The 207-nt window shown below is 58.5% G+C and carries 1 rRNA gene; it reads right to left on the bottom strand.

Annotated features, from left to right (window positions below):
- Window positions 1–76: 76 nt before the first annotated feature.
- Window positions 77–207 (bottom strand): 16S ribosomal RNA (locus PUR71_RS16210); the annotation flags it as partial.

Raw genomic sequence — 207 nt, 5'->3', positions numbered from 1 at the left:
TGTGCCGAATAGTCAACGTTCCACCCATGAGCAACCGTGCAGGACACTCGCCTGCAACCGGCATATTGCTCCTTAGAAAGGAGGTGATCCAGCCGCACCTTCCGGTACGGCTACCTTGTTACGACTTCGTCCCAATCGCTGGTCCCACCTTCGACGGCTCCTCCCCTTACGGGTTAGGCCACCGGCTTCGGGTGTTACCGACTTTCG

Origin of the sequence: Streptomyces sp. SP17BM10 (assembly GCF_036322405.1) — a bacterium.
GTDB lineage: Bacteria > Actinomycetota > Actinomycetes > Streptomycetales > Streptomycetaceae > Kitasatospora.
The sequence above is the reverse complement of the archived record's forward strand: the minus strand, read 5'-3'. Positions and strand labels throughout refer to the sequence as shown.